4 protein-coding genes are annotated in these 3,834 nt (G+C 69.5%); 3 read left to right on the plus strand and 1 reads right to left on the minus strand.

The genetic code is table 11. From position 1 onward, the window contains the following. Positions 1-405 precede the first annotated feature (405 nt). The 3 genes from AOK24_RS27960 to AOK24_RS27970 all read left to right on the plus strand — a co-directional run bounded on the left by AOK24_RS27960 (position 406) and on the right by AOK24_RS27970 (position 2,744). Complete coding sequence (locus tag AOK24_RS27960) at positions 406-1,164, plus strand: GOLPH3/VPS74 family protein (RefSeq protein WP_055722827.1); 759 nt, start codon at positions 406-408, stop codon at positions 1,162-1,164. 342 nt (positions 1,165-1,506) lie between these two features. Continuing rightward, complete coding sequence (locus AOK24_RS27965; RefSeq protein ID WP_055722828.1) at positions 1,507-2,388, plus strand: helix-turn-helix domain-containing protein; 882 nt, start codon at positions 1,507-1,509, stop codon at positions 2,386-2,388. 170 nt (positions 2,389-2,558) lie between these two features. After that, on the plus strand, positions 2,559-2,744 hold the full coding sequence (locus tag AOK24_RS27970) for a DUF397 domain-containing protein (protein ID WP_055722829.1): 186 nt from the start codon (positions 2,559-2,561) through the stop codon (positions 2,742-2,744). A gap of 177 nt (positions 2,745-2,921) precedes the next feature. Here AOK24_RS27970 and AOK24_RS27975 read toward each other — a convergent pair whose 3' ends face one another. Then, positions 2,922-3,797, minus strand: coding sequence for a MerR family transcriptional regulator (locus AOK24_RS27975; RefSeq protein WP_055722830.1), 876 nt, complete (start codon positions 3,795-3,797; stop codon positions 2,922-2,924). Between the last annotated feature and the right edge of the window lie 37 nt (positions 3,798-3,834).

Genomic DNA, 3,834 nt, shown 5'->3' on the forward strand with positions numbered 1-3,834 from the left:
AGATGTGTATACGAGCCAGCCCCTCGCCCCCGACCCCGCCCGCGCCCCCCGCCGGAACGCGGGGATCGGGAACCGGCGTGCCGGAACCCTGCGTCGGTCGTGACGACTCGTGCTGCTTCGACCTGTCGGGGGACTCGCCCGCCACCGATGCCTCCTCAAATGCCGTACGGGATGACGTACGGCACGAAACGAACCGTGTACTGCGTACCTGGCCACCAACACCCCGTACCCGGACGGCGCCTCGGCACTGTCCGAACCATGTATCAGTGTCCTGTGTGGAGCGCTTGGCCCCTGCGGTAGACGAGAACGACATACCTGCCGGTTCCCTTACAAACAGGTCACGCACCCTCGACAGATGAATGTGAGAGGGGTCACCCTGTCTGTCATCCACGCGGGGAGGCATGGATGGGCAGGAGCCGCAGAACTCTTCCGGAAGAGCTTCTGTTGCTGGCATTGGACCCGACGACGGGTACCACTGCACAGCCGCAGTCGCTCGACCTCGGTCTGGCCGGAGCACAGCTAGTGGAGCTGGCGCTGGCCGGACGGATAGCCCCTGACGGGGATCGTATCGCCGTGGTGGCACCACGGCCGACAGGTGATCCGACACTGGACCACGCCCTGGAGCTGCTGCGCCGACGCGGCGCTCCGGTCCGCGCGGTCCACTGGATCGGCGGACCCCGCCTGGGGCTCCGCCAGACGTACCTCTCGCATCTGGAGCGGTGCGGCATGGTGCATGCCGTGGCCGGCCAGATGTGCGGGGTGCTGCCGACGACTCGCTATCAGGCGACGGACAACGCGATCAGCCGGGAGATCAGGTCCCGGCTGGACTCCGCGATCCGCACCGGCGTACCGCCGGACCCGCGGACCGCGGCACTCGCCGCGCTCGCGCACGCGGTCGGCCTCGGCAAGCACCTGTACCCGGGCAACGAGGGCCGTTCCTCGCGCTCCCGGCTACGGGACCTGATCAGGCACGATCCGATGGGCGGCCTCGTGGCGCACGCCGTGATGGACGTCCAGAACGGCGTGGCGGTCCAGCCGCGCCGACCCGCCCCGGCACCGGCCGGCCGCCAGGCCGCGCCACCCGCCAGGGCGAACGCGGAAGCGGCCCACGGAGTTCCGGCGCAGCCACGCCGGACCACCATGGCGCGCGTCGTGGCCCACTGAGCCGCAGTACCACGACGCAGACGCGTACGGCCGCCCGCCGGCCGTGACTTCCGCGCCCCACCGACCCGTTCGGGAGCCGCGCGCACCGCGCGGGGTGGTGTGTCCGTTTCGCCGATCAAGGCGAAACGGTACGCCGCCCCGCGCGGACGCATGTCCGAAAACAGGTGCCCCGGCGCGGAGTTGAAGCGGTATGGAACATGTGCAATCCACCAGTATCCCCGAACTTGCGGGCCTGGCTGGCATATCCGTGGTTTCCCAGCGGTAATAAGCCTGTTGGTGGCAGTCTGCTCAGCAGCAGATACGCAAAGTATCAACAGGCATCCAGCCGGAGGTGCACATCTCATGCCGTCCAACACCAATCCCACCGTGCGTCGTCGGCGTCTCGGTCTGGAACTGCGCAGGCTCCGCGAGTCGAAGAACATGACGGCCGAGCAGGTGGCCAAACGCCTGCTGGTCTCGCAGTCGAAGATCAGCCGACTGGAGAACGGCCGGCGCAGCATCAGCCCCCGGGACGTCCGCGACCTGTGCGGCGTCTACGAGATCGAGGACGAGCGCGTCGTCGAGTCGCTCATGCAGATGGCGCGCGAATCCCGCCAGCAGGGCTGGTGGTACGCGTTCAAGGACGTCCCCTACAGCGTGTACATCGGCCTGGAGGACGACGCGTCCAGCCTGCGCACGTACTCGCCCCAGGTCATCCCCGGGCTCCTCCAGACGCCGGAGTACGCGGCGGCCGTCATCAAGGGCGCGCTGCCCGAGAGTTCGGCGGAGGACATCGAGAAGCGCGTGGACGTCAGGCTGCGCCGGCAGGGGCGGCTCGGCGAGCAGATCCACCCCGTCACCGGGGAGGTCAAGGAGCCGGTACGGCTGTGGGTCGTCATCGACGAGGCCGTCCTGCGCCGGACCGTCGGCAGCCGCCGGGTGATGCGCGAACAGCTGGAGCACCTGCTGGAGTTGGGCAACCTGCCGCACGTCACCATCCAGCTGCTGCCCTTCGACGCCGGCGCGCACCCCGGGCTCAACGGGGGTTACTCGATCCTGGAGTTCGCCGAACTCGCCGACTCCAGCGTGGTCTACATCGAGGGCGTCACCAGCGACCTGTACCTGGAGAAGCACCACGACGTGCAGACCTACGCCCTGATGTACGAGCACCTGCGGGCGCAGGCCATGAACGTCGAGGTGTCCGGTCAGACCATCGAGTCCATCGCCAAGGAGTACGCGCGCTGAGGTGAAAGGCCGCACTGTACAGGGCTGTCGTAGTCCGGCGTGAGGTTTTCCTGGAATATGCCACCAGGTCGGGTGAATGACTACCACCCGGGGTGGGGTCTCCCAGTAACGTCGAATTGCGCCAGCGATCAACGGTGTTGGCGCGAAGAGAACCAGCACCTGGAGCAGAGATGGCAATTCGTCAGAGCGCCACGCACGTGTGGACGAAGTCCTCGTACTCGGTCGGGAACGGCGAGTGCGTGGAGGTCAGGTCGCCCGCCGCCGCGCTGGCCGTCCGCGACTCGAAGCGCCCCGAGGGCGCCGTCCTGGCGTTCCCCGCCACGGCCTGGACCGTCTTCGTGGAGTCGGTCAAGTAGCCCAGCCCGTCAGCCGGTTGAGCCGAACGGGCCGGTCGAGCAGTCACGTCGCCGAATCCGCCGAGAAGTTGAGCGGTTGAGTCGGCCGAGCAACTGAACAAGCACCACCGAGAGCCCTCTCGACGAGTATCGCCGTCCTTGCCGAGGGGGCTCGGCTTGTGCCCGCGCCCGGTGGGACTAGTCCGTGGCCGTCTCCCGCCGCACCGGGAACGCCACTTCACATACCGGGTCCTCCGCCCCCGCCGCGTCCCAGTCCGCGAAGTACACCTCCCGGCACGGGCCGTCGTACGCCCACCCCTCCCGCCGCATCCACGCCTCCACGGCGTCGTACGCCTCGAGTATCTGGGGGTGAGCGACCTGCGCCTTGGTGACCCGCGTGACGGCCAGCCGCCGCGCCGGCTCCAGACGGGTACGGGTATGACGGGTACGGGGTTGTCCCGCGACCCACGCCCGCGCCGCCCCGGCGTCCCCCACGGGTACGCACGCCTCGGCGGGACCGTCGCTCTCCATCGACGACTCCGCGTGGTAGGCGACGAAGGGGTGCCCGGCGATGCCGCCGCAGCCGGCCGCCGCCTCCTCCAGGCGGCCCAGCGCCGCCGGGATCCACACGGGCAGCTCGTCCGCGAGGACGTGCCGGGTCTCGGTGATCAGCAACTGCTCGGGGACTTCCACGAGTTCGACCGTGAACGCGTCGTACAGGTCAGCCATCTCCTGGCCCTTTCCGGTCAGACGACGACGGAGGTAGCCGGCGAGCGCGCGGCGTTCGGCGTGGCGGGTCTCGGTCTCGGACCAGTACGCGTCCAGGAGCCCGGCGCCCTGCCCGCCGTCCGCCTCGACGATGTCGGCGATCCGCGCGAGCGGCATGTCCAGGCGGCGCAGCAGGGCGACCAGGCGGGCGCGTTCGATCTGGTCCGCGCGGTAGTAGCGGTAGCCGCTCGCGGGGTCGATGCGCGCCGGGGGCAGCAGGCCCAGCCGGTCGTACAGCCGCAGCGCCTTCGCGGACAGGCGGGAGCGTGCCGCGAAGGCGCCGATGCCGATGAGTCCCTCGTCCATCCCGTCATCCTCCGTCACCGGACGGGGTCGTCCGGTG

Origin of the sequence: Streptomyces niveiscabiei (genome assembly GCF_001419795.1) — a bacterium.
GTDB classification, from domain to species: domain Bacteria; phylum Actinomycetota; class Actinomycetes; order Streptomycetales; family Streptomycetaceae; genus Streptomyces; species Streptomyces niveiscabiei.